We start from the raw sequence: 25242 nt of genomic DNA on the forward strand, positions 1-25242 counted from the left end.
GGAAATGTACACTTTTGAAGATCGTAATGGTGATAGTCTGACTCTTCGCCCTGAAGGAACGGCTGGCTGTGTGCGTGCATGTATCGAAAATAGTCTAATTGATCGTTCAGAACAACGTGTATGGTATATGGGGCCGATGTATCGTCATGAAAGACCACAAAAAGGACGTTATCGCCAATTCCACCAGTGTGGTGCAGAAGTTTTTGGTCTTGATGGTCCTGATGTTGATGCTGAACTTATTATGATGACGGCTCGTCTATGGCGAGAGCTAGGTATTTCTGAACATGTGCGCTTAGAACTTAATTCAATTGGGTCATCTGAAGACAGGATCAATTATCGTACGGCGCTGATCGCGTTTTTGGAACAACATATCGATGTTTTAGATGACGATTGTAAGCGTCGTATGCATACTAACCCATTACGTGTGTTGGATAGCAAAAACCCAGACGTTCAAGCTATTTTAGCAGATGCTCCACGCCTTTCTGATTATCTTGGAGAAGAGTCAAAGCAACATTTTGCAGGTTTATGTGAACTTCTTAATGCTGCGGGTATCGAATACACGGTAAACGAGCGTTTAGTGCGTGGTCTTGATTACTATAACCGGACTGTATTTGAGTGGATAACTGATAGTCTTGGTGCGCAAGGTACGATATGTGGCGGTGGTCGCTATGATGGTCTAGTTGAGCAGTTAGGCGGTAAAGCGACTTCTGCAGTCGGTTTTGCTATGGGCCTAGAGCGCTTAGTGCTCATGCTTGAAACACTCGAATTGACAGATGTTCGTCGAGCAGTTGATGTTTACATGGTGACCGCTGGTGAAGGTACTATGATGGCAGGTATGAAGCTTGCCGAACAACTGCGTGAGCATATCGATGGGCTGCGTGTTATGAGCCATTTTGGTGGTGGCAACTTTAAGAAGCAGTTTAAGCGTGCTGACAAAGTTGGTGCATCTGTCGCTTTGGTTCTTGGTGAGAATGAAGTCGCAGAAAGCACCGTGGTACTAAAAGATTTAATTGGCGGTACTCAAGAGACCTACAGCCAAAATGATGTAGCTGCTAAATTGGCAGAACTGGTTTAAACACAATTTCAAATTAAAAGTGGCGGCTCAGGTCGCCATTTTTTGGATTTATGAGGACAGGAAGTGGAACTCTACGATACTGAAGAACAACAGGTAGAAGCGATCAAAGATTGGTGGAAAGAGAATGGCAAGTCAGTCATTTTAGGTGCTGTCGTTGGTTTGGGAGGCCTATTTGGTTGGCGTTATTATCAAGATTCAGTAATAGCAGATCAAGAAAGTGCTTCGGAAAGCTATACCAAGGCTGTCCAGCAACTAGCAGAAAGTGGTGCTGATGGTGAAGCAGCTTTACAGGGGTTCATCGATACAAATAACGATAGTCAGTATGCTGTATTAGCGGCACTTCAACTGGCGAAAGTACAAGTTGAAGCCGGAGAGTTTGATGAAGCTTTAGCTCAACTAGAGTGGGCTAAAACGGCTACAGAAGATCAAGCACTAGTTTCTGTTATTTCAGTTCGACTTGCACGCCTAAAATCAGAGCAGGGTGATTTTGATGATGCGCTAACAGAATTATCTGCGATTAATGATGAAAGTTGGGCAGGTAGAGTGGCTGAATTGAAAGGTGATATTCTGCTTCGTAAAGGTGATTCTGAAGGTGCCTATACAGCTTATGTGGAAGCACAGCAAGCTAAGGATGCAAGCCAGGCTTTAAAAATGAAACTGGACGATCTAGCTAAGTAAAGGTGCAATGCATGAAAATAATGCTAAAGCGAATCATTATAGCTGCGGCAATTGTTGGTATTATCTCAGGATGTGCTAGCGAAGAAGATACTGTCATTATGGCACCTGTCCCCAAAGTGAAGAGTGAATTTACTCCAAAAAGTCTTTGGAGCAGTAGTGTTGGTGATGGTGTTGGTCAATATTTTTCCAAACTTGCTCCTGAATATGCTTATGACAAACTTTTTGTGGCGAGTCGCGAAGGTGTGGTAAAGGCGTTTAACCCAGAGAGTGGCGAGATACTGTGGAAACAAGATCTTGAACAAGATATCCCTGTTCGATTGTCCGGGGGTATTACTGCTGGTTACAGCCAGGTTTTTATTGGTAGTGAAAATGGTCAAGTTATTGCTCTTGATGAAGAAACTGGTGCAGTAAACTGGCGAGTTGATGTGGAAGGGGAAGTTCTTGCTGCCCCAGCTACGGATGATAACTTGGTGATGGTTCATACAACTACAGGTATGCTTATCGCACTGGATCAAGCGACGGGTGATGTAAAATGGACGATTAGTACAGAAGTTCCGAGCCTCACTTTACGCGGTAATAGTGCACCAGTGACCATTTCTGGTGGAGTTTTCTGGGGAACGGCAGGTGGCCGCTTGGCTGCAGCCATAGTAGATCGTGGTCAACTGATTTGGCAGCAACCGATAGGTACGCCTCAGGGAGCGACAGAAATTGATCGTTTAGTCGATGTTGACGCCTCACCGTTATTGCTAGGTAGTACGCTTTATATTGTTGGATATAATGGGCAATTAACCGCTGTTGATTTACGCTCAGGTAAGCCTATTTGGAAACGTAAATACTCCTCATCGACTAATTTAGCTAGTGATAATAGTCGGATATATTTAGTGACAGATAAAGATCACCTCGTCGGAGTAGATGCGAGGAGTGGTACTGAACTCTGGAGTAACGAACAACTTGAAAATCGTTTACTGACTGCACCAGCGATTATTGATGATTATCTAGTAGTTGGTGATGTCGAAGGATATTTGCACTGGCTGGATCGAGATTCTGGAGAGTTTGTTGCGCAGCAGAAAATCAATAGTAGTGGGTTTGCTGTGGCACCAATCTGGATTGATGATGGCTATGTTGTAGTGACGAGAAATGGGCAAGTAAAGAAACTGACCCTGACTAAGTGATCATGTGATACAATTCACACTCGGCTCCTTTCTGGCGACAGTTGGGAGCCGTTTGTTTGTTTTAGAGATTTGTAGAGTAATGTGGTTATAGGTAAAAAGCTCATTGTGTATTTGATTGAGCTTTTACCTATAACTACATAAAAGAAAAGAATATATTGTAGAGGTTGTTATGGTTCCTGTCGTTGCTCTTGTAGGGCGTCCAAACGTTGGTAAATCTACGTTGTTTAACCGATTAACTCGTACTCGCGATGCTTTGGTTGCGGATTTCCCTGGTTTAACTCGTGACCGTAAATATGGACAAGCTAAGCTTGGTGAACACGAATTTATCGTGATTGATACCGGTGGTATTGATGGCACTGAAGAAGGGGTTGAAACCAAGATGGCTGAGCAGTCGCTTGCCGCGATTGATGAAGCCGATGTTGTGCTGTTTATGGTGGATGGCCGTGCTGGTCTAACACCTGCCGATATTGCAATTTCGAATCATTTAAGAAAGATTGAAAAGCCTTCAATGCTGGTAGTTAATAAAGTTGATGGTATTGATGCTGATGCTGCTTCTGCTGATTTTTGGCAGTTAGGTGTTGAACAAATGTATCAAATTGCTGCGTCTCATGGCCGTGGTGTTAGTGCTTTGATCGATCGTGCTCTTAACCCATTTGCTGAAAAAATGGCAGAAGAAGCCGAAGGTGAAATTGCAGACTTAACTGAATTTGTTGATGAAGACGAAGAGAAGCTGGATTATACCGAAGAGGAAGCTGAAGAAGAGTTTAAGCGCCTGCAAGATCAGCCGATCAAATTGGCAATTATTGGTCGTCCTAATGTAGGTAAATCGACCCTAACCAATCGTATTTTGGGTGAAGAACGTGTCGTTGTATATGATATGCCAGGGACGACTCGTGACTCTATCTATATTCCAATGGAACGTGATGGTCGTGAATATGTTTTAATTGATACTGCAGGTGTTCGTCGTCGCAAGCGCATTAATGAAACGGTTGAGAAGTTTTCTGTCGTAAAAACGTTAAAAGCAGTAGAAGATGCCAACGTAGTTTTACTTGTTATTGATGCACGTGAAAATATTTCAGATCAGGATCTCAGTTTGCTTGGCTTTGCGTTGAACTCAGGTCGCTCTATTGTTATTGCAGTTAATAAGTGGGACGGTTTAGATATAGATGTTAAAGAGCATGTGAAAAAAGAGCTCGATCGTCGTCTAGGTTTTGTTGATTTTGCACGTATTCACTTTATTTCGGCACTTCACGGTACTGGAGTTGGGCACTTATTTGAATCAGTTCAAGAAGCCTACAAATCAGCGACTACACGAGTTGGAACATCTGTACTGACCCGCATCATGAAAATAGCGACAGAAGATCATCAACCACCTTTGGTTCGTGGCCGTCGAGTTAAGCTTAAGTATGCTCATGCAGGTGGATATAACCCGCCAATTGTCGTCATTCATGGTAATCAGGTTAATGAGTTACCGGATTCTTACAAGCGTTATCTAATGAATTATTACCGTAAGTCACTTGAGATCATGGGGACACCAATTCGGATTCAGTTCCAAAGTAGTGATAATCCATTTGAAGGTAAATCAAATAAGATGACCTTATCTCAAGAGCGTAAACGTAAACGACTCATGAGCATGATGAAGAATCGTAAAAAATAGTTATTTGAAAGCGCCTAATACAATAGGCGCTTTTTTTTAAGGAAAAATAGATGCCAGTGACGCCGACTATTATTCGTTTTTGTCATGATATTTGGTGCTTAAGTTCACCAGTGCAGATGGTGGAAAGTGATAGCAAGTATTTCTATGTGGTAACCCAGGTTACACCATTTCATCCTGTGAGTCATATCTGGCCAGATCATCCAGCAGATAAAGGCACATTAAATCAATATCCTGTTATTGACTGTCAAGTAGGGGCTGTTGAGTTGTCTAGTGGCCAGCTATTCGTTGGTTGTGATATCCCAGTTCGACGTGATGAGAAGGGGTGGGTATTTGTTGTTGTCCATTGTTTAGAAAAGAGTTGTACTAATTTGTGTGTTGGTCAGGAAGTTACTTTGGCGGTAGATAAACCTTATCAGCAAGCATTAGGCCGAGGACATAGTGCTGGTCATATGGCGTCACTTGCGCTTAATAAAGTGCTGGTTGAGCTGGGGTATTGGCGTAAAGATGCTGAACGCAAAGATCCGCATGGTTACTGTGATTTTAACAGTTACGCTCAGCTGAGTAGCTTGGTTAGAAAAGATCAATGTGTTGATACCTATCGTTTAGGGAAGACGTTACGCAAACGGGGCTTAAACAGTGCTGATCTGTTGAATACTCTTAAAAAAGTAGAACAGGAAGTGAATATTCAACTAAGCCAATGGCTAATGCTGAAATCCGAGATTAAGATTAAGTGCTGTGGTGATACTTTAGCAGATTCACGTTACTGGCAATGTGATCTTGGAGAGAGTGGTATGGCTGAAATACCATGTGGTGGTACTCATGCTCGGAGTTTAGAGGATTACAACGAAATTCGTGTAACTTTAACTCAGTTAGATGAACAGAACATTGAAATGTACACCCATGTATTGGCAATATGACAGTGAAGAGATCTTTTTATTAAAATCTAAAATGGGTTACTTTAAACTCTTTCCTTGGTTTTTTGTGCTGTATTAAATCCAAATGCAGAATATGTAACTTATGCTTTCGGTGTGTGGTGATATAAATATTCTTTTATGGCCAGATCGCTGATCAAAATGGATTTAGCCTATGATCGGATAATGATCTCCATGTAGAGTAATATTGATCAAGTACAAACTTAATGTTTAGGTATCGGTATATAAAACCTAATATCCATATGGAAAAGCTGAAAGTATGAGTATAGAGCTGTGCCCCGATTGTGAACTGGAGCTTATTTGGCAGAGGGGTTACCATTGCAAACGGTGTGAAAATGACTTTGACAAGATCGGCTATTGCCCGGATTGTGAAGTTCAGCTTGAAAAACTTCAAGCGTGCGGCGCGAGTAGTCACTTTTGTAATCCGTGCAATGAATTGAAGTCTAAAACCCGAGTGAAATTTTTATTGGTTAAACAGATATAAATTTATGCAAACGTCAGTAAGATGCTTTTGAGTCGATTGATATTTATAATGGCACTGTGCGAGGTAAGTAATGCTGAGTTAAGTACTTTTCTTTCTAAGACACAGTAGAGTGTATTTCACCATCATCCAAACGAGTGATGATGGTATCACCAGATTTAATATTTTTTGCGCTAGTTAGGATATGACCCGATGATGTTTGGGTGATCGAATATCCCCGTTTCAATGTGGCTAATGGACTAACGGTATCGAGCTTTTCACCAGCCAGAGAAAGTTGATGGCGAGATCTAAGTAGATTTTTTTCCATTGAATCGATGAGCTTTTGCTCGAGCCTTTTTAATGTTGACCTTTGCACACTCATATGACGAATTGGTGTATGTAATTGCAGCTTATATTTCTGACGTTCAATGTCTTGACGTTGATATATTAAGTAGACGTTCATTGCCCTTTGTAAGCGCGTAGATAACTCATCAAGTTGTTGGTTTTGCCTTTGTAATTGATAAGTAGGGTGCTGACGTTCCAACCTATGCTGCAATGCAGTGACCGTTTGCTTGTATCGGTTTACATAGCTACTAAAGGCACTTTGTAATCTGTTTTGAAAACTATTGAATGCTTGTGATTTGTGGCTGTTATCACGACTAACGAGCTCTGCTGCAGCCGATGGTGTTGCTGCGCGTAAATCGGCGACGAAATCACTAATAGTAACATCTATTTCATGTCCAACAGCACTGATTATCGGGATTTGACTGGCTGCAATAGTGCGGGCAACTATTTCATGGTTAAAGCACCATAAATCCTCAAGAGACCCTCCTCCACGACCAACAATTATTACATCACATTCGTTACGGCTGTTAGCACATCCTATCGCTTGAGCAATCTGAATAGCCGCATCTTCTCCTTGCACTACGGTCGGGTAAATAATGACACTAAGTGAAGGATCGCGACGTTTAAGTACATTGAGGATATCAAACAGTGCCGCTCCAGTTTTTGACGTAATAATACCCACACACCTGGGGTGTTCAGGGAGTGATTTCTTGCTGCTATGAGCAAATAATCCCTCGCTTGCCAACTTGATTTTGAGTTCTTCAAACTGTTGTTGTAGGCGTCCATCACCCTCTGGCTGCATAGTCTCTATGATTAATTGATAATCACCGCGAGGCTCATATAGTGATAGTCGTGCTTTAACAAGTACTTGTTGACCATTTTGAGGTTCAAAAGTGACACGGCGATTATTGCCACGAAACATAGCACACTTGACTTGCGCACGAGAGTCTTTAAGAGTGAGGTACCAGTGACCGGATACAGGGGCTGAGAAATTGGATATTTCACCTAAAAGCCAAACTATGCCCATTTCGTTTTCTAGTAAAAGCCGAACTTCAGCATTTAGACGGGAAACAGTAAAGATATTTTGGTTGCTAACAGATGACACCATGAGTCTCATAGGCGTGAGTATGGAAGTTAGCGGCAATATAATACATAGCAAGGGGGGTAATGCAAGAAAAAAATGAAAAAAAATATAGAAAAACGATTGCGTTAGCCGTATAATCCGTCCGCAATATCTAATCCAAATGCATTAAAGCTCTATTGCTAACTGCTCTCATCATGCGAAATGATGATGATAGGATTACTCTTTTTTACTCCTTTAATTGTGAGATATTGCAAATGCTAAGAATTGCCAAAGAAGCGCTGACATTCGATGATGTATTGCTAGTGCCAGCACACTCCACTGTTCTCCCAAATACAGCTGATCTTCGCACTCAGTTGACGAAAAATATCACTCTTAATATACCAATGATCTCGGCATCTATGGATACTGTGACAGAGGCTCGCTTAGCCATAGCACTTGCACAAGAAGGTGGTATCGGCTTCATCCATAAAAACATGTCGATTGAGCAGCAAGCTCATATGGTTCACCAAGTAAAGATTTTTGAAGCAGGTGTAGTCTCTCACCCTGTGACAGTAAATCCAGATGCCACGATTGCAGATGTTATAGCCTTGACTGAAAAGCATGGGTTTGCCGGTTTTCCAGTTGTGACTGATACCAAGGAATTGGTCGGTATTATTACAGGCCGAGATGTGAGATTCGTTACCGATTTAACGAAGAAAGTTCAAGTGGTAATGACGCCTAAAGAGCGTTTGGCCTCAGTAAAGGAAGGTGCTACTCGTGAAGAAGTTCAAGAGAAGATGCATGAAGCTCGCGTAGAAAAAGTATTGGTTGTTAACGGTGAATTCCAATTGACTGGGATGATCACAGCAAAAGATTTCCATAAAGCAGAGCGTAAACCTAACGCATGTAAAGATGAGCAAGGGCGTTTACGCGTTGGCGCGGCAGTAGGTGCTGGTGCGGGTAACGAAGAACGCGTAGCAGCATTGGTTGAAGCTGGCGTTGATGTTCTACTTATTGATTCTTCTCATGGTCATTCGGAAGGGGTTCTTAATCGTATTCGTGAAACTCGTGCTGCTTATCCAGATTTAGATATCATTGGTGGTAATGTTGCCACTAGTGCTGGTGCACTTGCGTTGATTGAAGCTGGAGTCAGTGCGGTAAAAGTGGGGATTGGCCCAGGTTCTATTTGTACAACCCGTATCGTTACTGGTGTCGGAGTGCCGCAGGTTACCGCTATTGCTGATGCAGCAGCGGTTGCAAATGAGTTTGGTATTCCTGTTATTGCTGATGGTGGCATTCGTTTCTCTGGTGATATCTGTAAAGCTATTGTTGCTGGCGCTTCGTGTGTCATGGTAGGTTCTATGTTTGCTGGTACAGAAGAAGCCCCTGGTGAGGTCATTTTATATAATGGTCGTTCATATAAAGCATATCGTGGTATGGGTTCTTTGGGGGCTATGTCTCAAGGTTCTTCAGACCGATATTTCCAATCAGATAATGCGGCGGATAAGCTAGTTCCTGAAGGTATTGAAGGCCGAATTGCATATAAAGGTCGTTTAAAAGAGATTGTTCATCAACAGATAGGCGGTTTGCGTTCAAGTATGGGGCTGACTGGTAGTCCTACGATTGAAGATATGCGCACTAAAGCTGAGTTTGTTCGAATCTCTGGTGCTGGAATGAAAGAATCTCACGTACACGATGTTCAAATTACGAAGGAAGCGCCTAACTACCGTTTGGGATAATGATTACTGACTGCCTCCATACATGTGGGTAAGGCAGCCTCGGGAATATTTAAATCAATCTCAAGCGAAAGTGTTTACTTTTCCTTGATGCATCAATTTAGAGGCGACCTTGCTCGCCTCAGTTTTAATAACAAAGCTTATAAGACTGTTCAAAATGACTAAAAATATCCATGACCAACGTATTCTGATCTTGGACTTCGGTTCTCAGTACACTCAACTTGTTGCTCGCCGCGTCCGTGAAATCGGCGTTTACTGTGAGCTGTGGAGCTGGGATGTCGATGAAGCTGATATTCGTGAATTTAACCCAAATGGAATCATCCTCTCGGGTGGGCCAGAAAGTGTTACAGAAGGTAATTCACCACGCGCGCCCCAATACGTTTTTGATTCAGGAGTCCCTGTGCTTGGCGTATGCTACGGCATGCAAACTATGGCTGAGCAGTTAGGTGGTAAAGTGTCTACGTCTGAAGAGCGTGAATTTGGCTATGCTGCTGTTCAAGTATCTGGTGAGTCTTCTATTTTCAAAGATCTTGAAGCAACTCAAGATGTTTGGATGAGCCATGGTGATAAAGTAGTCGAGCTTCCAGTGGGGTTTGTTAAAATTGGTGACACAGAAACTTGCCCTTACGCTGCAATAGCAAATGAAGATAAGAGGTATTTCGGAGTTCAATTTCATCCTGAAGTAACACATACAAAACATGGTTTGCAAATACTAGAGAACTTTATTCTAGGCGTATGTGGCTGTGAGCGTCTTTGGACGTCTGGATCTATTATTGAAGATGCCGTTGCCCGTATTAAAGAACAGGTGGGAGATGATGAGGTTATCCTAGGCCTATCTGGTGGTGTTGATTCTTCTGTTGTTGCTATGCTAGTTCACCGTGCAATTGGTGACAGATTAACTTGTGTATTTGTCGATAATGGCTTGCTTCGTTTAAACGAAGGTCAGCAAGTTATGGATATGTTTGGTGATAAATTTGGGCTTAACATTATTAAAGTTAATGCTGAAAATAGATTCTTAACAGCACTTGAAGGCAAGTCTGATCCAGAAGATAAGCGTAAGGCTATCGGCCACGTGTTTGTGGATGTATTTGACGAGGAATCCAAGAAACTTAAAAATGCTAAATGGCTAGCTCAAGGAACTATTTACCCTGACGTGATTGAATCTGCGGCATCTAAAACGGGTAAAGCACATGTCATCAAATCCCATCATAATGTCGGTGGTTTGCCTGATGATATGGAAATGGGACTTGTTGAACCTCTTCGTGAATTATTTAAAGATGAAGTACGTAAGATAGGTTTAGAACTTGGCCTTCCATATGACATGCTTTATCGTCATCCTTTCCCAGGTCCTGGCCTTGGCGTTCGAGTACTGGGTGAAGTGAAAAAAGAATACTGCGATTTGCTTCGACGAGCGGATGCTATTTTTATTGAAGAGCTTCATGCGGCGGATTTATATCATAAAGTATCTCAGGCATTTACTGTATTTTTGCCCGTTCGTTCTGTAGGGGTCATGGGAGATGGGCGTAAATACGACTGGGTTGTTTCACTGCGAGCCGTAGAAACCATTGACTTTATGACAGCGCATTGGGCCCACTTGCCTTATGAATTCCTAGGTAAGGTTTCTAACCGCATTATCAATGAAATTGATGGTATTTCACGTGTGGTTTACGACATTTCGGGTAAACCACCAGCCACGATTGAGTGGGAGTAGTTCAAGTAACATAACTTATTGATTTTATAATATTTATGGTTGGTAAGTTTTTATGAATTACGAAAGCCAATGGTTGATTCTGTTGGCTTTTTTCTTTAGTGTTAGAAATAAAGTTACAAACTACATCAACTATTACAAAGTGTAGATTTTTAGCACAAAATGGATTGTTCTACGCAGATTTTTCAGGACACTTTTCTGAAAGACTTCTCATAATTAATAGTTGACATATCGCCGTTAGTCGTATGTAGCCGATCTAAATTGTAATATCGCATAATAAGCTGCCACATCATTTTTCATGTTCTCTCGCGTTGGTTGCGGTACTTTTAGCAACCAGTCATGCTTTAGACTACCAAAGAACCTTTCAACTACCGCATTTTCCCAACACGCTCCAACATCACACATGCTGGCTCTTATTCCATAGTTAGCAAGTAAAGTGTGATATCGCTTACTGGTATACTGTGAACCTCTGTCTGAATGAAACACCAAGCCTTTACATGGTTGGCGTAGGTTATAGGCTTTCCTCATCGCTTTACTCACCCAATCCGTGGTCATGCGTTTATCAAGGTAACACCCCAAAATGCGCCGGAAATATAAGTCCATAACGATTGCTAGATACATCCAACCTTCGCCCGTCTTTAAATACGCCACATCTCCAGCCCAGACTTGGTTTGGTGCCACTGGATTAAAGTTTTGGTTAAGCAAATTATCGGCGACCACATCACTATGCTGGCGTTTTGTGGTCACTTTGTACGCCACTCGTTGTGTGACGACAAGGCCCAGTTGGTTCATCAGCTTTTGTGTGCCATAGTTACTGACTTTAAAGCCTTCATTGCATAACCGTTTTTGCAGCTATCGATAGCCCAAGCTACTTCGATTTTCTTTGAATATCACTTTTGCTCTACGATACAGATGCAACTGCTCTTGTGTTATTCGCTTAGGTGGCCTTTTCAGCCAAGCATAATAGGCTGAGCGACTCACATTCAGGCTTCAATCTAAACGAGCAACAGGATAATCAGAAGTCAGTTGTTTAATTATCTCAAAGGCTACTTGGTTTCCTTTAGCAACAGAGAACAGGCCTTTTTTAGGATGTCCTTTTTATTATAATAACCGCATTAACCATGCTGGTTCGTCAGTAGATAACTCTGAACCGAATTTCTCAAATTCGAATTTCGCTTTCCAGTTGTAGAGAAGTTTGTCTGTATGCCCAAAGATGCAGCTGCCCTTGAAACGCTGTAGCCTTGTTCAGTGATCAACGCTACCACATTTCGCCGAAATTCATTGGTATAATTTTTATTTTTATTTTTATTTTTGTCATAGTCATCTTAATCGTAGGATTATATTCCTATATTAGAGTGTCCTGTTGGATTAAAGCAGCTCAGAATGAAAGGCATACTGAGGTGCGAAAAAAGGTGGTAGGTAACACTGAGTAAGAGTGGGATATTGGCGTGCAAGCGAAGGTTAGTGTCTTTTGCTGTTAGTAGGACGAAAAAAGTGGCTATGGATGTCATTAATTCGGTAGTCAATGATGTCTTTCCTAGTTGACTTTCTATAAAGTTGGATTTGCGCTTTGTGTTTGAACAATTGATCCCAATTTTTGTAGCCAACGAGAGTTAAAAAATGAGTTTATTGCGTATTCTTAAGTTTATTGCGTTACATCCTCTGAATAGAGGTGGAAGATTAAGTGTTGTTTTTAAGTTTATTAGGTATCAATTCGCTACAAAATTGTTGGAGTCAAAATTTCTGGTTAATTGGGTAAACGATGCCAAGTTTCTGGTTTCTAAAGGTGAAACTGGACTAACTGGAAATTTATATTGCGGATTGATGGAGTATGAAGATATGAGTTTCCTTCTTCATTACTTAAGGCAAGATGATAAATTTTATGATATCGGAGCAAATGTAGGTGCTTACACTATACTCGCAAGCGGTGTGATTGGGGCTGATTCTGTGGCTTTTGAGCCGTTGCCATTAACCTACGATAGACTTATTGATCAAATTAAAATAAACAGAATAGAGCATTTAGTTGAATCAAATAATAGTGGGGTGGGTGATAAAGCAGATACGTTAGAATTCACCAATAACTTGAATTGTATGAATAAGGTTAATACCGATCCCAACAATAGAGATGTGACAATAGTCGATGTCATCACATTGGACGATTACTACAAACCGACTAAAACTTCATTTGTAAAAATAGATGTTGAAGGGTACGAGAAGTTTGTTTTAAAGGGAGGTGTTAACTTTTTTTTTAACGAGAATGTTTCGGCTCTCGTTATTGAACTTAATGGAAGTGGGACATCATTCGGTGTTGAAGATAATGATGTCCACAAAATCATAACGTCCTTTGGGTTTCGTCCTGTTTCATATGAACCGTTTAGTAGAAAGCTGTCTCCGCTTGAGTCATACGAGTTAGGTGGCAATACCATCTATGTAAAGGATATTGTCTCCGCTCAACAAAGAGTTACTAACTCTGAGTCTGTATGTATCCGTACTGCTAATAACTTGGAACTTTAATCCTGAGGTTCCTTACCGCCTTTTAGCTAAGGCACTGATATCAATAGTTCCGTTCTAACTCACTGACGAAGAGAATAGTTAGAAACTTGTTAGGAATTGGTGTTTAATGCCAAATAAATAAATGCCTTATACTATTGCTACTATTGAGTGGGAGCCGTGGTGTTATTGTAGTAATTGCTTTTTGATTAAGAGTTCAATCGCTAATTTTTAGTCTTTTCTCATGCATCTATACAAGATGTTGCTTTAGTTTATGACTACTGAAAGTCGTAGTAACTCATATACTGAGATTTGGCACTCAAGGAGCAGTACTTTGCTGAAGGCGAAATACCAATATTTAATAAGGCCTGTATCTACACGGGGGGTGAATATTGGCAGCTTAGTCTGTGGTTGCCAAAAGAAAATAAGCGCTCATGTAAAAGCTTACGGATACAGTGAAGCCACTGCAATTGAAAAGGTAAAGCTGCATATTACAACTGCAAAACACAACAAACTAGATGAAGAAGAAACGTAGAGTGCGAAAAATCGTGCAGCACACCTTCTAATTGCAGCTAGCAGTGTCACAAGCAGATAAACAGTGATGTTATGTGGTAAATATGAGGTTGTTTTTTGATAATTAGTACGGTAGATCCAAATTAAAAAACCTCGTAATCCGATCACTTGACAGCATGTGGAGTTAACAGTTCAGTCTGTTTTTAATCGTGAATTAGATAAGACTAGCTTCAAAACGTTTCTAGCTGGTCAGCTGACGAATCATATGATGCCTAAACGTATAAAAATGGTGTCTGCCTGTGTTGGACACAGATTTAAGAGGGCTTGAAGGTGGATATAGTAGTGATTGGAACAGGCGGACTTGCACGTGAATTCTCTTCATTCTTTTCAAAAGAAGTTAACATAGTTGGTTTTTCCTCCACTAACTCAAATGAGTTTGAAGATTTCTCCTTGTGTGGGGAGTTTTTCGGAAGCAACATTACTACAGATATTGTATGTACTATACATGCTGTTCTTGCAATTGGTAGTCCAAATGCTAAACGGTCTGTATCTGAAAAGTTGAAGAATTTAGGTTTTGAATTCCCAAACATTGTTTATTCATCTGCTGTAAGTGCTACAAATCTTGTCGATTGCAACACTGAGGGAGCTATCACTTCTCCGAATTGTGTAATCGGTTCAAACGTTGATTTTTCTAATCATGCTTATTTAAATTTTATGGTTGGTGTAGGTCATGACACTCAATTTGAGAGTTACTTACAAGTCAACCCCGGTGTTCAAATTGGAGGCGTTGTTTCAGTTGGTGAAGGAGTGATCATTGGTTCTGGTTCTGTTGTCTTATCTCCAGTTAGAGAAGGCATTACCGTGATAGGTAATCCAGCTAAGCGCCTTAAAATACCAAGCTTCGATGAGTGAATTATACGATAGCCAAAAGCGACCAAGCTGTAACTTCCGTAAGTTGCGGTAAGTACGATTAGAAAAACTAGCTTAAGAAAACAGACACATCACTAAGTTAGAAATCATAGCTGTGAAATTGAAGTGTTGGGATAATGTGAAAACCATCAACTGAAGATTTGGATTGGTGAAGACAAGTTTGCACAGATCGAATCAGCAGCTGAACTACGCGAATAACTAAAAGATAAATAGAGCGCTGCGAAGATAAACAGAAACAAGCAACGTTCTACTTCAACTGTGCAGAAGGCTATAGTAGTAAAGGCAAACATGCAGCAGCTAAGAAATTCTAAAATGAGAGTGAAAGCCTTTGTGAGGATGTGTTAGAGATACAGCAAGAAACTTTGCACCATGTCAGTAGTCTTCGCATTTGGTTTGATAGATATATTATTTTTGAGATTGGTGGAGTCTCAACCGCTGATATAGTTTCACTGCCTCGTCTTGTTACATCACGTAGTAACGAAAAGAGAGGCATGACAGCAGACTTACTAGCAAGTAGAGCGTAAAGCTAACAGTTGTTGAACGTGCAATACACAGCATTGATAGGGATGCAGCACTAGCATCTAAACCCACAGTTTTTAAGCTAGATTTGCTTCTGTATACAGATGACTGACCTTCGGCTTTCAATATGTAATAAGTGATTGCGCAATCTCTTGAATTTCAATAGTTGCACAAGCGTATATAAAATGTGCAAAGTGGTGGTTGAGTTGCATATGAGTTTCACACTTACTATTGATGGTTTGTAAGCATCTGATATTAATCAAGGAATTATTAACGTTACTACTGGATGGGAATAACCTCAGACTTGATTTTTGTAAGCCAGCTTTGATGCTGGCTTTTTTGTATATGCTGACTTTTTATACACTATTTAATGGATTGTATTTTTGAAGCCAGTTTGCATTTTTGGTCACTAGCAAAGTGTTATCCCTCTCCACAACCTCAAGATCACTCGCAACTTAAGCTTAGGTTAATGCTTATGTGGTGAATATTTGTATTGCCTTTTCTAATCTTTTCTTGCCTCTTATTAACAAGGAAAAGTGTGATGAGAAAAGCAAATTACTTGGTTGCTACCTTATGTGTGTATGCGGCCTCTCCAAGTTGGGCTGCAATGAATATTCAGCCCGATCCACTTAATCCAACTGGATACGTTATCAAACGATCTGATATTGAAGCGGTAGAGCAAGTACAGACTTCGAACCCCATGTACCAAGTGTGGTCTCAAGCGCTTGGGACGGTACCTAACGATATTGTTGAAGCGATAGAACCTGGTTTAGACAGTAACCCGAGTAACGTAAAACGTGCAGAAAGAGTATTTCCAAAGCAGGAGTGGGACTTTCTTACTCATATGGCAACGTTTGAATATAGCTATATTCGGTTCTTACGTGCAATAGGCAAGTTTCCAGCATTTTGTGGTTTGTACACGGATGGAAGAGATGCGGATGCGATTTGTAAGCGCTCGATTGTAACGGCATTTGCTCATTTTGCTCAGGAAACTGGCGGACATATTGCTAAAGATAACACTTCTGATAATCCACTTGGATTAGAAGAATGGCAGCAAGCTTTAGTTCATGTGCGAGAAATGGGGTGGTCTGAAGGTGATGTCGGATACACGACAGGTTGCGGTCAGAATAATTGGCAGAATAGAAAGTGGCCATGTGGTGCTGGGCAGGGGTATTTCGGGCGAGGGGCTAAACAGTTGTCTTATCATTTCAACTATGGGGCTTTTTCAGAGGTCATGTTTGCTGGGGATGCAACAGTCTTACTCAATAACCCCGGTTTAGTTGCAGATTCATGGCTTAATCTTGCTTCGGCAATCTGGTTTTTTCTGACCCCACAAGCTCCCAAACCTGCAATGCTACATGTGATTGATGGAACTTGGCAGCCATCTCAACGAGAAATTGATGCTGGTATTGGGTTTGGGTTTGGCACCACCATAAATATCATCAACGGAGGAATAGAGTGCGGCGATCAGAACAAAGACAAAGGCCAGCCAGTTAATCGAATCAAATACTGGCGGGGTTTATCGTCTCATTATCAGATCCCTCTCAGCCTTGATGAAAAAGACACGTGTTGGCAGCAAACTCCATATGGTAGCCTCAACCTTGATGGCGCTGAAGATGTGCTTTACACCAATTGGGATGGCAACTGGAAATATTACCCTAATCGTCCCGAGGGTTATTCATTTGAATGTGAGCTAGTTGGTTTTCAAACCGCGTATTCAGCCCTTGTCGCTGGTGATTATGAAAAATGTGTCACTAACTTTTATGAGTCTCATGCTCAGTGGCCAGAGGTTCGTATTGTTGACCAGCTTGATGTCCCTGACCCTAATAAAGGTAATGAGTGGAATATTAACAAGCAATATATGGCGGGTGAAGAAGTTACTTACAAGGAAAATACATATCAAGCTAAGTGGTGGACAAAAGGAAATCGACCTGATCTAGGTGGACCTTGGGAGAAGCTGTTAGATGGGCCCACAAAGCCAAACCCAAATGAATTTATTCCCTGGCAAGAGGGGGGCACTCAAGTGAGTGATGGAGATAAAGTGATTCATAATGGAAAATGCTTTCGTGCCAAAAATGGACCAGGAGTGTGGGATACACCCCTGCAGTCTAATTGGTTTTGGGATGAAATTCAGTGCCCGTCGTTTGAACTGTAACGACTTTTCGCATGGGTAATATAAAGGGGTTAGCACATTGCTAACCCCTTTTCTTACCACTGCTTTTATCTTAATTATTGCTCTAGGTTGAGGGCTGCTCTACCGGTTTGGACTCGACTTCCGCTGTAGGCTCTTTACCTGTCTTACGACGGTATTTATCTTCCCAGTAATCAGCACCTTTTATGCCAAGTTTAACAGGGTTGAATATGTATTCAGTGACGCCTTGTTTCTGCTGTTCTTCATAGTCATGCAAGGCTTTTAACGCAGGCTTTGCCATAAAGAAAATGGTCAGAATACCGACAATGTTTAACCATGCCATCAGGCCAACACCGACATCACCCATCGCCCATGCTAAGTTGGCTGTCTTAACTGTACCGTAGAACACAACCGCGACAAGCGCCACTTTTAGCATAAACATCAATCCATTAACTTTGATATGGCGACGGATATAGGCCACATTTGTTTCTGCTATGTAGTAATAGGCAAGAATTGTTGTAAAGGCGAAGAAGAACAAAGCAACAGCAATAAATGGTTTTCCTATACCAGGAAGAGCACTTTCGATCGCCATTTGAGTGAACATAGGACCATTTGCTGCGATGTCAGAAGCCACATTTTGCACTAGGAAGCCTTCTGCTCCATGTACATTGTATGCACCTGTAATAATGATCATAAAGGCCGTTGCTGAACACACTAGTAAGGTATCAATGTAGATAGAGAATGATTGCACTAAACCTTGCTGAGCTGGATGGTCAACACTTGCCGCAGCCGCAGCATGAGGCCCTGTACCTTGGCCTGCTTCATTAGAATATACACCGCGTTTAACTCCCCAGCCGATCGCTGCACCAGCGCCAGCCATTGGAGTAAAGGCATCGCCAATGATCATAGAGAAGACCATAGGTACTTGTTCAATGTTGAGCAAGATAATCACGAATGCAGTAATGATGTAAGCGAGTGCCATGAAAGGGACAACAATTTGAGTAAAATTGGCAATTCGTTTCACACCGCCGAAAATGATGAATGCAAGAATGACTGATATGATAGTACCAGTTAAAATTTTGGCAAAACTAAAGGTGCCTACTGCAGTTTCAACCATCCCGCCAGAACCAAATGCGCCTTCAACGGCATTTCCAATACTGTTTGACTGCACTCCTGGTAGTAAGAATCCACAAGCAAAAATGGTTGCGATTGCAAATAACCATGCATACCATTTTTGGCCCATGGCTTTTTCTATGTAATAGGCTGGACCACCACGAAATTCGCCGTTATCTTCTTCTTTATAGATTTGAGCTAGTGCTGACTCTGCATAAGCTGTAGCAGCTCCGAAGAATGCCACCACCCACATCCAAAATACCGCACCGGGTCCGCCAAAGCCAATTGCAGCAGCAACACCAGCAATATTTCCTGTTCCTACACGCCCGGATAACGACACTGCAAGTGCTTGAAAGGATGAAATTCCTTTGGACGAACTCTTTCCTGAGAGGAGAAGTCGCCACATTTCGCCAAAGTGGCGAATTTGAACAAATCGAGTCATGATTGAGTAGAACAACCCTGATCCCAAACATAGATAAATCAATGCTGGGCTCCAGATGATTCCATTCAGAAAATCAACTAATGACTGCATAAGTATTTTCCCTGTTTTATTTTGATTGGTGGTTTTCGCTCTGGATATTAACCTTTTTGTAACTTTAGTGTTAAATGTTTTGTGTTCTAAAGTTGTTTTGCGTGAAGTCAGACACAAAATGCCAAGCAAACGTTAAACCAACCAGTACCTATGAATAGGAATAAAAAGATTTTTGCTTTTTATAAGAGGGAGGTTGCTTTTTTAGCGGGGATGAGTAACCTGAAGTTGATGTGCATTAAAATCTGAATAAAAACAAAATAAATTAAAACTCAAAGACTTAGTATGCCATCTTTAATGGGCTTGGTCATGCTATGCTTGTTTCAAGAAACATTATATTAACATCCCCCATGCCGTTAAACGAAAGCATATTCATTTATATTATTTGTGTATCGATGCATGTTTAGCTGACTGTATTTGTTTGCTAATGGCTGAGTAATAATTTGCGTTAGTATATCGGCAGAACCACAGGCCATTGTCCAGCCTAAAGTTCCGTGCCCAGTATTAGTAAATAGGTTTTTAATAGTGGTGCTACCGATAATCGGTGTTCCATCAGGAGTCATTGGACGAAATCCGGTCCAATACTCTGCTTTTGATAGGTCGGTACCATTAGGGAATAAATTTGTTACCACATGATTTAATGTTGCTATTCGTTTGCTAGGTAAAGATGAATCAAACCCTGCAAGTTCTGCTGTGCCAGCGACTCGTATTCTTTGATCGAATCGTGTGACGGCAACCTTGTAAGTCTCATCCATAATGGTTGATTTGGGTGCATGACTATTGTTTAGGATGGGCAAAGTAAGCGAATAGCCCTTAACTGGATAGAGAGGGAGCTGTATGTCTACCTGCTTTAGAAGTTCTTTAGAGTAGCTTCCCAGCGCAACAACAAATGTATCTGCTGTGTACTCACCTTGAGAAGTGCTCACGCTATGAATTTTATTTTTATTAAAGTTTAAGTGCCAAACGTCAGTATCAAAATTAAACTTAACACCAGCTTTTTGAGCCATAACTTGCAATTGTTGGCAAAATAAATGGCAGTCACCAGTCTGGTCGTCAGGCAGGTATAAGCCACCTACAAGTGTTCCTCGCATATGAGCAAGCCCAGGTTCTTGATTTAGGCACTCCTCACTGTTGAGCAGTTGGTATCGTGTTCCACTTTCTTTTAGTAATGAGGTATCTTTTTCTAGGGCTTGGAGTTGTTTCTTGGTGCGAAATACTTGTAAGGTTCCTTGGCTTCTCCCTTGGTAGTTCATTTCATAGTTCTCATTTAATTCTGCTAAACACTGGCGACTATGTAATGAGATTTGCAGCATACGAGCTTTGTTGACACGATACCGCTTTAGATTGCACTCCTGTAGCATTTGGGTTGACCAGCTTAGCAATTCTCGATTTAGGCCGGGTTTTACTTTCAAAGGGGCATGTTTTGATATTAGCCATTTTAGAGCTTTGATCGGTATCCCCGGTGCTGCCCACGGAGAAGAATAGCCATAAGATATTTGACCAGCGTTGGCAAAGCTTGTTTCTTGTGCAGAGCGAGATTGTCTGTCTATGACTGTTACATCACAACCAGCCTGAGATAGGTACCATGCGCTCGTTAAACCGATAACACCACTTCCTAAAATAATGACTTTCACAATACTTTCTCCCTACGGCTTTACTTTACTCTGCTGTGTTTACATCTGAGTAACAATCGATGAAAATTAATATCATGTTTTAGAAAAACTAAAAGCTATGCAAATGAAGCCTTATTTACTCAATGGTATTAATTTGGTGAGCGTTCTGGCTCAACATAAAAGTTTGACCAGTGCTGCAAGTGAGCTGAATATCACTACTGGGGCGGTAAGCCAGCAACTCCAGTTGGTCGAAGAACGACTAGGCTTTTTGGTTTTTGAGCGTCATGCTCGAGGTATACGTTTAACCACTCTTGGGCAGAAGTTAGTGGAATCTGTGAGCCCACATTTAGTCGCAATTGAAGACAGCGTTTATCAATTGAGCAACGAAAGATCCAATCAGCCGATTAGATTGAAGTTAACCCCTTCGCTCGCTTTTAAATGGCTGGTACCACGCTTAGATGATTTTCAGAAAAGTCATCCAGATATTCAGATACAGATGTTTGCTGAAGGCGCTTTGGTTAATAGTACTAGTCGGGATTATGATATCGCGATTGACTATGGACCACTGCCTTACAAGCTTAAAAATGCAGAAATGTTGATGGAAGAGTCGCTTGTGCCGGTGATGAGCCCAGATTATTTTAATAGTACCTTCAGTTCTTGTTGTTCTATATCGGATTTAGCTTGGAAAAGCGTGACTTTACTTCATGATGCAATGCCTTGGGAAGGAGCGCTAAAAGAACAAGAGTGGCACTATTGGGCCGTAAAGCATAAGTTGGATTTTGACGTGACTCGAGGTCACTTTTTTAATAGGACGGATATGGCCATGGCTGCTGCTGAAGCTGGGGTCGGGGTAGCTCTTGCCCGTAAAGCTCTACTTGGATATGAAATCACTCAGAAGAGGTTAATCACTCCATATCCTGCTATTAGAGCTGGTGCAGGGTATTTTATTCTTACTCATTCTAATACGTCAGATACACATCTGTTTAAACTTTGGCTGAAACAACAAGTCTTTATTGATTAATGTGTAAATATAATTTGCGAGTACATAAGTGCCCACTACAATTAATGGTATCAGTAAATGTCAGTTTACTGACGTGCTTACAGGGCAGTTTATATGGAATCGACCCAAAGCCAATGCAGCTATCAAAATCCTGATGGCTGGTGCTGCGATCAACCGTGTGGAGACTCCGGTCTATGTTACTGGCATGACCCCAAAGTCGATAAAAGCAATGATGATGTAAAAGACAAGGTTGAACAATGGGCTGCAGAAGGTAAACCTTTAGACGGATTTCAGTTGGCAAGAACGAATTTATTAGACATAAACTTGGTAAACCGAGGCAACAAGGATGGTTACTCATGCCGTGATGTGGATTTTTATCGTGCTGATTTAACAGATGCTCACTTTTTTGGTCTTGATTTGAGGGGATCCTCTATGATGAAAACCAAGATGGTGGGCGCTAATCTCCATTGTGCTCAGTTGGATCATTGTAACTTGTTGGGAGCTGATCTCGATAGAGCCAAGTTAGAAAATGTAAAATGGGGACGCTACATAAAACAAGAAGAACAAGTCAGAGAAGCGCGAAAGGCACGGCAATATGACAGAGTTGCGCCCTTGTATCAGGAAGCAGAGGAAGTGTGCCGTAACATTCGTAAGCAATGCGAAACCCAGGGTTTGTTTGAGATAGCAGGTGACTTTTTTAAACGTGAAATGCGTTTTCGGCGTTATCAGATGCCTAGATTGTGCGTCAAAAGAATTGTATCTAAAACCGTAGATTTGTTTTGTGGTTATGGGGAAGATCCTATGCGGGTCGTTGGCTTTTCAATGTTTCTAATTTTGGTATGCGCTTTAGCCTACTTTTTTCTCGATACAACAAGCGCACACCCTATATATGAAGAGCTTAGTGGCTGGCAGTTTTATTTATTTGAGTTTTTTAATTCGCTGTACTTTAGCGTGGTGACCTTTACTACACTTGGTTATGGAGACATCTCTCCGGTTGGTTTTGCGAGATTTGTTGCAGCATTGGAAGCTTTTCTTGGCAGCTTTACTATGGCGTTATTTGTGGTGGTTTTTGTTAAGAAAATGACACGTTAAGTTGACTAATGAACATTGGCTAAAAAAGATCTAACGGTCATTTTCTTATGAAGCACAAGTGAGAGTTTAAATATTTAGAATATAAATGTTTAATTAATAAGCTGTTTTACGCAACTGAGGAAAGTTTACCGAGCGAGGTTTATACTTGGAGATGAAAGAAGATCTCATCATAGTGTGAGCAAGGCAGGAGCTTACGGTGATGTTGACGAATTATTCTAGTATTTATAGTGATAGATGAGATAGTTTACTTGTACCTCATATTCATTTGCTGGGTAAATGAATGTGGGGTAGCACAAATAAGGCAGTTACGTGGGCTTGTGATAACCCAACGTACATGTAATTGATACCGAGAATGAGTAAAACCCATTATGAGCACTTCAAGCAGTACAATTCTTACAGAAAGTGGCACCAATGAACTTGAAATTATTGAATTTCATTTGGTTAAGCAGATGCCAGATGGCTCGAAAAAAACCTGTTATTACGGTATTAACGTTGCCAAAGTGCGCGAAGTTATTCAAGTTCCTGAAACATCAGACTACCCAAATGCCCAGCCACACATGGTAGGAGTATTTTCTTCCCGAGATATTTTGACTCCTCTTGTCGATTTAGCGGGTTGGCTGGGCGTGCCTACGAGTCAGGAACTTGATAAGAAGTTTGTTATCGTGACAGACTTTAACCGTATGACCAATGGATTTTTAATAGATAGTATCAGCCGTATTCACCGGATATCTTGGAATGATGTTGAATCTCCAAGCCAGTTCCTTGAAGCTGGAGAGCAAGATTGTGTAGTAGCCGTGGTACGTAAAGAACAAAACCTAATAATGATTCTCGACTTTGAAAAAATCATCGCTGATATAAATCCAGAACTGAGTATGGAAAAATACGATGTTACTATGGATAAAAGTGTTGATCTTAACCAGAAAATGATTACTAAACGTAATGCGAAAACCATCATGGTTGTGGACGATTCTGCATTCATTCGTAATCTCATTCTAGAAACATTGAGCTCAGCAGGTTACAACACCATTGCTTGTAAAGATGGGGGGGAAGCGCACGACAAGCTAACAGAACTTGCTGAAACGGCAAAAAAAGAAGATGTCCTTGTGACTGAATTTGTTGACGCTGTTGTGAGTGATGTTGAAATGCCGCGTATGGACGGTATGCACCTAGTTAAGAGGCTGCGTGAAGCTGATGTCTATAAAGAACTGCCTATAGTCATGTTTTCCTCATTGATGAGTGATGATAATCGTGAGAAAGCTTTAGCCTTGGGTGCCAACGACACCCTTACCAAACCTGAGATCGGCCGTATGGTGGCATTAATGGATCAATTTATCTTAAACTAATTGTGTTTTATCAGAACGGCTTTTATCTTCTTCTCGCTGGGCAACTTCTTTGTCCAGCTCTGATATTTTAGCGGCCATCAGCGTATGGCAATGCAGCGCTAGTTTACGAGCATCTTCCAATTTGTAATTAGAGACATCAATTGGCTCAAGCATCTCCGCAATGACAATTCCGTTACCTCTTCGGTTGAGATCAATCTTGCCATGAGTGGTACTGACACACATTGGAGTGATAGGTACGCCAGCTTCTATTGCCATTCTAAATGCGCCTGTTTTAAACGGTAGTAAGCCTCTGCCGTTGCTTCTCGTGCCTTCTGGGTAGACCCAAACTGACAGATCTCTTTGATGTATAGCTTCTACTACTTGCTTGATAGTACTTCTTGCTTGAGATTTATTTTCTCTGTTGATCAATATATTGCCTGTGATCCAATATAATTGACCAAAGAAGGGTAACCAAAGCAAATCCTTTTTTCCTAGTGTTACAGTTCTTGGTCTAAGCATGCCTGGATCTGTCACAAAGTCATAGATGCTTTGATGATTGGAAATATAAACACTCTTTTCTGGTGTTGGCGATTTCTCAAGGCCTCTGTGTATCAGTTCTACACCGACTATTTTTTGTAACTTATTAAACCAGCGGCAGAAAAAGTATACGTGTTTTGGATTTCTTGGGCTAAACAAGCAGTACACCAAAGCAAACAGTGTGGTGAAGACAATAAAAACTGCAGTCAGAATCAGGCGAATAATAGCAAGCAAAAGACTTTCCTCATTGAGTATGGACGTGCTGCACTATGAATACTATTTAGGCAGCTATCGCTTAGGCTCTATTTAACCACATTAGAGTGTTTCTAGGCGAGATCGTTTTAAACATCCCCTCTCTTGATAGTTAAATTCAGCATCTGTTCAATTTAGTGTTGGTAAGCTTAACCCCTATTTGTGGAATAAAAGCTCAACTAGATGTTGCTATTATCTACTTTTTGTTGACTAAAGTCTCACTTTTTTACAGGCGGGTGTATTTTTTGGTGTTAACTTATTTAGTTGGTTAATTGATTGAGTGCCTATTTATGATGTTTATATTTTATAAAGTGTTGGTTGTTTTGTGAGCGTCCTTTATAGCTAAGATTCTTCTGAAAAGTCGATATGACTGAC

19 protein-coding genes and 1 pseudogene are annotated in these 25242 nt (G+C 41.2%); 15 read left to right on the top strand and 5 right to left on the bottom strand.

The window, feature by feature from the left end:
* The 6 genes from hisS to KO511_RS16855 all read left to right on the top strand — a co-directional run.
* Positions 1 to 1075: histidine--tRNA ligase (gene hisS / locus KO511_RS16830; protein ID WP_215988572.1), on the top strand; the 1075-nt coding region annotated here is incomplete at its 5' end.
* A 63-nt stretch (positions 1076 to 1138) separates the two neighbouring features.
* The gene (locus KO511_RS16835) at positions 1139 to 1753 is read left to right on the top strand and encodes a YfgM family protein (protein ID WP_215988573.1); all 615 of its coding nucleotides are present in this window, start codon (positions 1139 to 1141) and stop codon (positions 1751 to 1753) included.
* 11 nt (positions 1754 to 1764) lie between these two features.
* A complete protein-coding gene (gene bamB, locus KO511_RS16840) occupies positions 1765 to 2925 on the top strand; it encodes an outer membrane protein assembly factor BamB (protein ID WP_215988574.1) in 1161 nt (386 codons plus the stop codon).
* 169 nt (positions 2926 to 3094) lie between these two features.
* Entirely contained in the window at positions 3095 to 4582 is a 1488-nt protein-coding gene (gene der, locus KO511_RS16845; protein WP_215988575.1) for a ribosome biogenesis GTPase Der, read from the top strand.
* 50 nt (positions 4583 to 4632) lie between these two features.
* Positions 4633 to 5499, top strand: a complete 867-nt coding sequence (locus KO511_RS16850; protein ID WP_215988576.1) for an alanyl-tRNA editing protein — start codon at positions 4633 to 4635, stop codon at positions 5497 to 5499.
* Positions 5500 to 5773: 274 nt separating this feature from the next.
* Positions 5774 to 5998 (top strand): zinc ribbon domain-containing protein, encoded by a 225-nt coding sequence (locus KO511_RS16855; protein ID WP_215988577.1) that lies wholly within the window; start codon positions 5774 to 5776, stop codon positions 5996 to 5998.
* Positions 5999 to 6092: 94 nt separating this feature from the next.
* Here the strand turns inward: KO511_RS16855 and xseA are convergent, their stop codons facing one another.
* Complete coding sequence (gene xseA / locus KO511_RS16860; RefSeq protein ID WP_215988706.1) at positions 6093 to 7424, bottom strand: exodeoxyribonuclease VII large subunit; 1332 nt, start codon at positions 7422 to 7424, stop codon at positions 6093 to 6095.
* Between the two features lie 233 nt (positions 7425 to 7657).
* On the opposite strand from xseA, the gene guaB reads away from it, so the two are divergent.
* Both guaB and guaA read left to right on the top strand, forming a co-directional pair.
* Positions 7658 to 9121 (top strand): IMP dehydrogenase, encoded by a 1464-nt coding sequence (guaB, locus tag KO511_RS16865; protein ID WP_215988578.1) that lies wholly within the window; start codon positions 7658 to 7660, stop codon positions 9119 to 9121.
* A 154-nt stretch (positions 9122 to 9275) separates the two neighbouring features.
* Entirely contained in the window at positions 9276 to 10829 is a 1554-nt protein-coding gene (gene guaA, locus KO511_RS16870; RefSeq protein ID WP_215988579.1) for a glutamine-hydrolyzing GMP synthase, read from the top strand.
* A 182-nt stretch (positions 10830 to 11011) separates the two neighbouring features.
* Here guaA and KO511_RS16875 read toward each other — a convergent pair.
* Positions 11012 to 12133 (bottom strand): annotated as a pseudogene (locus KO511_RS16875) (IS3 family transposase); the annotation flags it as partial.
* A gap of 313 nt (positions 12134 to 12446) precedes the next feature.
* On the opposite strand from KO511_RS16875, the gene KO511_RS16880 reads away from it, so the two are divergent.
* The 4 genes from KO511_RS16880 to KO511_RS16895 all read left to right on the top strand — a co-directional run bounded on the left by KO511_RS16880 (position 12447) and on the right by KO511_RS16895 (position 17433).
* Positions 12447 to 13340: an FkbM family methyltransferase gene (locus KO511_RS16880; protein WP_215988580.1), complete on the top strand. Its 894-nt coding sequence runs from the start codon at positions 12447 to 12449 to the stop codon at positions 13338 to 13340.
* A 310-nt stretch (positions 13341 to 13650) separates the two neighbouring features.
* Positions 13651 to 13851: a hypothetical protein gene (locus KO511_RS16885; RefSeq protein WP_215988581.1), complete on the top strand. Its 201-nt coding sequence runs from the start codon at positions 13651 to 13653 to the stop codon at positions 13849 to 13851.
* Positions 13852 to 14159: 308 nt separating this feature from the next.
* Positions 14160 to 14741 carry a hypothetical protein gene (locus KO511_RS22580; protein ID WP_215988582.1) on the top strand — a complete coding sequence of 194 codons (582 nt, stop codon included), beginning with the start codon at positions 14160 to 14162 and terminating at the stop codon, positions 14739 to 14741.
* A 1078-nt stretch (positions 14742 to 15819) separates the two neighbouring features.
* A complete protein-coding gene (locus KO511_RS16895) occupies positions 15820 to 17433 on the top strand; it encodes a chitinase (RefSeq protein ID WP_215988583.1) in 1614 nt (537 codons plus the stop codon).
* 82 nt (positions 17434 to 17515) lie between these two features.
* Here the strand turns inward: KO511_RS16895 and KO511_RS16900 are convergent, their stop codons facing one another.
* Together KO511_RS16900 and KO511_RS16905 are read right to left on the bottom strand one after the other, a co-directional pair.
* The gene (locus KO511_RS16900) at positions 17516 to 19054 is read right to left on the bottom strand and encodes an alanine/glycine:cation symporter family protein (RefSeq protein ID WP_215988584.1); all 1539 of its coding nucleotides are present in this window, start codon (positions 19052 to 19054) and stop codon (positions 17516 to 17518) included.
* Positions 19055 to 19407: 353 nt separating this feature from the next.
* Complete coding sequence (locus KO511_RS16905; RefSeq protein WP_215988585.1) at positions 19408 to 20685, bottom strand: D-amino acid dehydrogenase; 1278 nt, start codon at positions 20683 to 20685, stop codon at positions 19408 to 19410.
* Between the two features lie 103 nt (positions 20686 to 20788).
* Between KO511_RS16905 and KO511_RS16910 the strand changes: the two genes are divergently transcribed.
* The 3 genes from KO511_RS16910 (at position 20789) to KO511_RS16920 (ending at position 24099) form a co-directional block, all read left to right on the top strand.
* Complete coding sequence (locus tag KO511_RS16910; protein WP_215988586.1) at positions 20789 to 21685, top strand: LysR substrate-binding domain-containing protein; 897 nt, start codon at positions 20789 to 20791, stop codon at positions 21683 to 21685.
* Between the two features lie 93 nt (positions 21686 to 21778).
* Positions 21779 to 22756 (top strand): ion channel, encoded by a 978-nt coding sequence (locus tag KO511_RS16915; protein ID WP_215988587.1) that lies wholly within the window; start codon positions 21779 to 21781, stop codon positions 22754 to 22756.
* A 368-nt stretch (positions 22757 to 23124) separates the two neighbouring features.
* Positions 23125 to 24099 (top strand): chemotaxis protein CheV, encoded by a 975-nt coding sequence (locus KO511_RS16920; RefSeq protein ID WP_125322756.1) that lies wholly within the window; start codon positions 23125 to 23127, stop codon positions 24097 to 24099.
* On the opposite strand, the gene KO511_RS16925 is transcribed toward KO511_RS16920, so the two are convergent.
* On the bottom strand, positions 24091 to 24849 hold the full coding sequence (locus tag KO511_RS16925; protein WP_215988588.1) for a 1-acylglycerol-3-phosphate O-acyltransferase: 759 nt from the start codon (positions 24847 to 24849) through the stop codon (positions 24091 to 24093). The genes KO511_RS16920 and KO511_RS16925 overlap by 9 nt on opposite strands.
* Positions 24850 to 25242 lie beyond the last annotated feature (393 nt).

The sequence above is a fragment of the Vibrio hepatarius genome (genome assembly GCF_018860525.1).
In the GTDB taxonomy this organism is placed as follows: Bacteria; Pseudomonadota; Gammaproteobacteria; order Enterobacterales; family Vibrionaceae; genus Vibrio; species Vibrio hepatarius_B.

Bases quoted from the DNA above. Each gene is read 5' to 3' on its own strand.
- KO511_RS16910 (WP_215988586.1), top strand. From the start codon at position 20,789: ATGAAGCCTTATTTACTCAATGGTATTAATTTGGTGAGCGTTCTGGCT.
- KO511_RS16915 (WP_215988587.1), top strand. From the start codon at position 21,779: ATGGAATCGACCCAAAGCCAATGCAGCTATCAAAATCCTGATGGCTGG.
- guaB (WP_215988578.1), top strand. From the start codon at position 7,658: ATGCTAAGAATTGCCAAAGAAGCGCTGACATTCGATGATGTATTGCTA.
- bamB (WP_215988574.1), top strand. From the start codon at position 1,765: ATGAAAATAATGCTAAAGCGAATCATTATAGCTGCGGCAATTGTTGGT.
- KO511_RS16855 (WP_215988577.1), top strand. From the start codon at position 5,774: ATGAGTATAGAGCTGTGCCCCGATTGTGAACTGGAGCTTATTTGGCAG.
- KO511_RS16895 (WP_215988583.1), top strand. From the start codon at position 15,820: ATGAGAAAAGCAAATTACTTGGTTGCTACCTTATGTGTGTATGCGGCC.
- guaA (WP_215988579.1), top strand. From the start codon at position 9,276: ATGACTAAAAATATCCATGACCAACGTATTCTGATCTTGGACTTCGGT.
- der (WP_215988575.1), top strand. From the start codon at position 3,095: ATGGTTCCTGTCGTTGCTCTTGTAGGGCGTCCAAACGTTGGTAAATCT.
- KO511_RS16920 (WP_125322756.1), top strand. From the start codon at position 23,125: ATGAGCACTTCAAGCAGTACAATTCTTACAGAAAGTGGCACCAATGAA.
- KO511_RS16850 (WP_215988576.1), top strand. From the start codon at position 4,633: ATGCCAGTGACGCCGACTATTATTCGTTTTTGTCATGATATTTGGTGC.
- KO511_RS16880 (WP_215988580.1), top strand. From the start codon at position 12,447: ATGAGTTTATTGCGTATTCTTAAGTTTATTGCGTTACATCCTCTGAAT.
- KO511_RS16900 (WP_215988584.1), bottom strand. From the start codon at position 19,054: ATGCAGTCATTAGTTGATTTTCTGAATGGAATCATCTGGAGCCCAGCA.